The following is a 3718-nucleotide window of genomic DNA, read 5'->3' on the forward strand; positions in this document are numbered from 1 at the left end:
GGCGTAGTACCGCCGTACTCCGGGGCTACGGTTCCCGATCGGCGTAGTACCGCCGTACTCCGGGGCTACGGCCCCAGATCGGCGTAATACCGCCGTACTCCGGAGCTACGCTCCCCGACCGGCGTAATACCGCCGTACGACAGGACCACCCCGCCACCCCGCGCAGTACCCCCCTACGACAGAGCCACGATCCCGCCTCCTCAGCTCGGGTAAGCCGTGTCGCGAGCGGTCTTCTCCCAAGCGGTGACGTCGGAGCGGACGGCGTCGAGATGGCCGAGGACCGCGTCGACCGCGTCGCTGCCCAGGGGCAGGTGCAGCGGGGTCCGCTCGGCGTCGAGGGCGGCCAGGATCGCCGCCGCGGCCCTCGCCGGGTCGCCCGGTTCCGTGCCGCCGGCGGTCTGGGCCATCCGCCGGGTGGGGCCGACCGTCCCGGCGTAGTCGGCGATCTCCTCACTGACGCTGATGCTGCCCATCAGACGGGTGCGGAAGGCACCGGGCTCGACGATCAGCACCTTGACACCGAGCGGGCGCACCTCCTCGACCAGCGCCTCCGAGAACCCCTCCAGGGCGAACTTCGTGGCGCTGTAGGCGGAGAACCCGGCGAAGGACATCCGGCCGCCCATGCTGCTCATCTGGACGATCGCGCCGCCGCGCCGGGCGCGCATGTGCGGAAGCACGGCCCGGACCAGCGCGGCGGGCCCGAAGACGTGCAGGTCGAACAGGGACCGCAGTTCGGCGTCGGTCGTCTCCTCGGCGGCCCCGACGTGACTGCGCCCGGCGTTGTTGACCAGGACGTCGATCCTGCCGTGACGGTCCACCACGTCCCGCACGGTGGCCTGGATCCCCGCCGTGTCGGTGACGTCGAGCGGCAGCGCCTCGACCTGGTCGGGGTGCGCGGCGACCAGGCCGGCCAGCGCGTCGACGCGGCGCGCGGTCGCCACGACCACGTCCCCGGCGGCGACCGCCGCCTCGGTGATCGCCCGGCCGAAGCCGCTGCTCGCCCCGGTCACCAGCCATACCTTGCTCATCGGACATCCCTCCCAGGACCGTGCTGCGGATCTTCCGGCCCCGACCCTGCCGGGAAAATCGTTCACCCGTCCAAGACCTCCCGTGATAACCCATGGTTATGGACGTGCACGGCAGAGACCTCCGGTACTTCGCCGCCGTGGCGGAGGAACTGCACTTCACCCGCGCCGCCGAGCGGCTGTTCGTCTCCCAGCCCGCGCTGAGCAAGCAGATCCGGATGCTGGAACGGCAGCTCGGCGCGCCGCTGTTCGAGCGGGACCGGCAGGGCGTCCGGCTCACGCCGGTGGGCGCCGCGCTGCTGCCCCACGCCCACCAGGTGCTCGCCGCCTGGGACGCCGCGAAGGAAGCGGTCGAGGCCGTCAGGGCCGGGCAGCGGACGACCCTCCGCGTGGGCATGAGCACCAGCCCCGGCCGGGGCGGCCTGCTGCCGGCCATCAGATCCCGGTTCACCGACGCCCATCCCGACGCCACCGTGAAACTGCGCCAGGTCGGCTGGGAGGACGCGACCGCGGGCCTCGCGGACTCTTCCACCGACCTCGCCTTCATCTGGCTCCCCCTCCCCGACCCCGACCGCTACACCTGGCTGGTCGTGGCCGAGGAACCCCGCCTGGTAGCCCTCTCCGAGAAGCACCCCCTGGCCACCAAGGAAACCCTCGACTTCGCCGACCTCCTGAACGAACCCTTCCTTGCACTCCCGGAGGCCGCCGGCCCCCTACGGGACCACTGGCTCGCGCTGGACGCCCGCGGCGACAGTCCGCCCCACATCGCGGCCGAGATCGCCAGCACCGAAGAGACGTACGAAGCACTCGTCGACGGCCGCGGCATCTGCCTCCTGGCCGCAGGCAACGCCCCCCTGATCACCCTGGGCGGCGTCATCACCCGCCCGGTACACGGCCTCTCCCCCAGCCACCTCGCCCTCGCCTGGCGCACCGACGACCACCGTCCCCTCGTACTCGCCTACGCCCACGCCTGCCGACAGGCGACCGGCCAGCCCTGACCCCACCGCCCCCGGGCAGATTCGAACTGCGCGTGGTCAGACCTGGCCGAGGTCGATCTCCACCGGGAAGGGGGCCGCTACCTTGAGGACGCCGGTGAACACGTCTCCGTCCCGGTAGGTCTTCGTCGCGGGGTCGAGAACGTAGGTGTACACGAGAGGCACGCCTGTCGCGGCCTGCTCGATCCGCCAGTAGAAGCCGATGCCAGCCTTGGCGTACTGGTCGACCTTCACGATCCGGTCGGTGGTCTCCGAGCCCGGCGACACCACCTCCGCGACCAGCAGCACGTGCTCAGGGCGGGTGGGGGTGATGTCGATCGTGTCTGCGCGGTACACGACGACGTCCGGGCGGCGATTGGTGAGGGGGACGTCTTGGAGCCGGACGTCGAAGTCGGTGTCGGCGTTCCACTCCGGGCCCGCGGCGGCATCCAGGGCGTTCGCCAGAATCCGGGCGAGCCGGTTGTGCCGCTTGGACGCACTCGGACTCACGACGACCATTCCGTCCACGATCTCGATGCCGGCGCACTGTTCCTCGGACCAGGAGTCGTACTCCTGCGCTGTGATCTGCTCATGCATCCATGCCGGGGCCACCATCTCGGCCGTCATGAAGCACCTCCCGGACACTGTGCTGCGGGCTCGATCCCGCTGGATTCAGCGTACTGTCTGCCATCCGTCCGGCATGCTGATCTCGCTCACCCCCTCCCCGTCGGCCGGCATCCGACCAGCGAGCCCTCGCGGCGTGGTGGACCTGCATCAGGAGATCGGAGCAGACCAGCGGCGCCACTGACCTCGTGGCCACACCGGTGAGCACCGCACCATCCGGCGACGTGAACCTCGCGGAACCCTGGGCCGCAGGACGCACCGAACGCCGAAGCGCGGTCGGATTCGACGGTTCAGGCGTGAACGGATCGGGCTGACCGGAGGACTGGGCCGAGATCCGTTGGCTGCACCGGGCCCAGGAGGCTCCCGCGGCGTCGCCCGGCGAACTGGCCTCTCGTGCGATCCGCACCTTCCTGGAGTGCAAGTACCTGCGGATAGGATTCCGCGACAACCTGCTCTACTTCACGCTCGCCGCGTCCACCGCGGTCCTGGCGATCACCGTCCAGAGCAGGCAGGCTCAACTGCTGCTCGCCATCCCTGTGATCTGCCTGGTCCTGGGCTGGACCTACCTGGTCAACGACGAGAAGATCTCGGCGGTCGGCCGCCACATCCGCGATCAGTCGGGACCGCGGCTGGCCGAGATCAGCGGCGCTCACGGCGCAGTGTTCGGCTGGGAGATCTACCACCGCGACGACGCGAGCCGCGCCACGCGCAAGCGACTACAGACCGCTGTGGACCTGTTCACGTACTTGGCCTTGCCGATGATCTGCGTGACCGCATTCTGGTGCTCTCCCGCCGTCCGGACTGGTCTGAGACAAGGGCGACGAGGAACAGACCCCGGGCAGTCGTCGCAAACTTCGATCCGCAGTGCCTGCTCCCTGAAGCGGAGCTCAAGCCCGTCGATGCGGAGGAGCCCGACACGGAACCCGTGCCGAACGGAGCTGATCCGTTAGGAGGCGCTTGGGAGATCGACTTCCCGTCCGCTCACGCAAACGGCCTCGGACGACGAGTCCGAGGCCGAATAGACCCCCTCCCCCTGAGGGATAAACCCCAGGTCGGAGCGGTAATACATGGTGCCCCCGGGCAGATTCGAACTGC

The 3718-nt window shown here is 69.9% G+C and carries 3 protein-coding genes and 1 pseudogene; 2 read left to right on the forward strand and 2 right to left on the reverse strand.

What is annotated here, in order from left to right; translation table 11 throughout:
• Nucleotides 1-200 precede the first annotated feature (200 nt).
• Entirely contained in the window at nt 201-1028 is an 828-nt protein-coding gene (locus AOK24_RS39730) for an oxidoreductase (RefSeq protein WP_055724782.1), read from the reverse strand.
• 98 nt (nt 1029-1126) lie between these two features.
• Here AOK24_RS39730 and AOK24_RS39735 point away from each other — a divergent pair, with 98 nt between their 5' ends.
• Nucleotides 1127-2023, forward strand: a complete 897-nt coding sequence (locus tag AOK24_RS39735; RefSeq protein WP_240554344.1) for a LysR family transcriptional regulator — start codon at nt 1127-1129, stop codon at nt 2021-2023.
• Nucleotides 2024-2059: 36 nt separating this feature from the next.
• Here AOK24_RS39735 and AOK24_RS39740 read toward each other — a convergent pair whose 3' ends face one another.
• Nucleotides 2060-2626, reverse strand: coding sequence for a Uma2 family endonuclease (locus AOK24_RS39740; RefSeq protein ID WP_055724784.1), 567 nt, complete (start codon nt 2624-2626; stop codon nt 2060-2062).
• Between the two features lie 425 nt (nt 2627-3051).
• Here AOK24_RS39740 and AOK24_RS51780 point away from each other — a divergent pair.
• Nucleotides 3052-3423: pseudogene (locus tag AOK24_RS51780) on the forward strand (hypothetical protein); the annotation flags it as partial.
• Nucleotides 3424-3718: the final 295 nt, after the last annotated feature.

This window comes from Streptomyces niveiscabiei (assembly GCF_001419795.1).
Lineage (GTDB): Bacteria > Actinomycetota > Actinomycetes > Streptomycetales > Streptomycetaceae > Streptomyces > Streptomyces niveiscabiei.

What these genes read in the sequence shown, in the direction of transcription:
- AOK24_RS39735 (WP_240554344.1), top strand. Translation starts at nt 1,127, where the DNA reads ATGGACGTGCACGGCAGAGACCTCCGGTACTTCGCCGCCGTGGCGGAG.
- AOK24_RS39740 (WP_055724784.1), bottom strand. Translation starts at nt 2,626, where the DNA reads ATGACGGCCGAGATGGTGGCCCCGGCATGGATGCATGAGCAGATCACA.
- AOK24_RS39730 (WP_055724782.1), bottom strand. Translation starts at nt 1,028, where the DNA reads ATGAGCAAGGTATGGCTGGTGACCGGGGCGAGCAGCGGCTTCGGCCGG.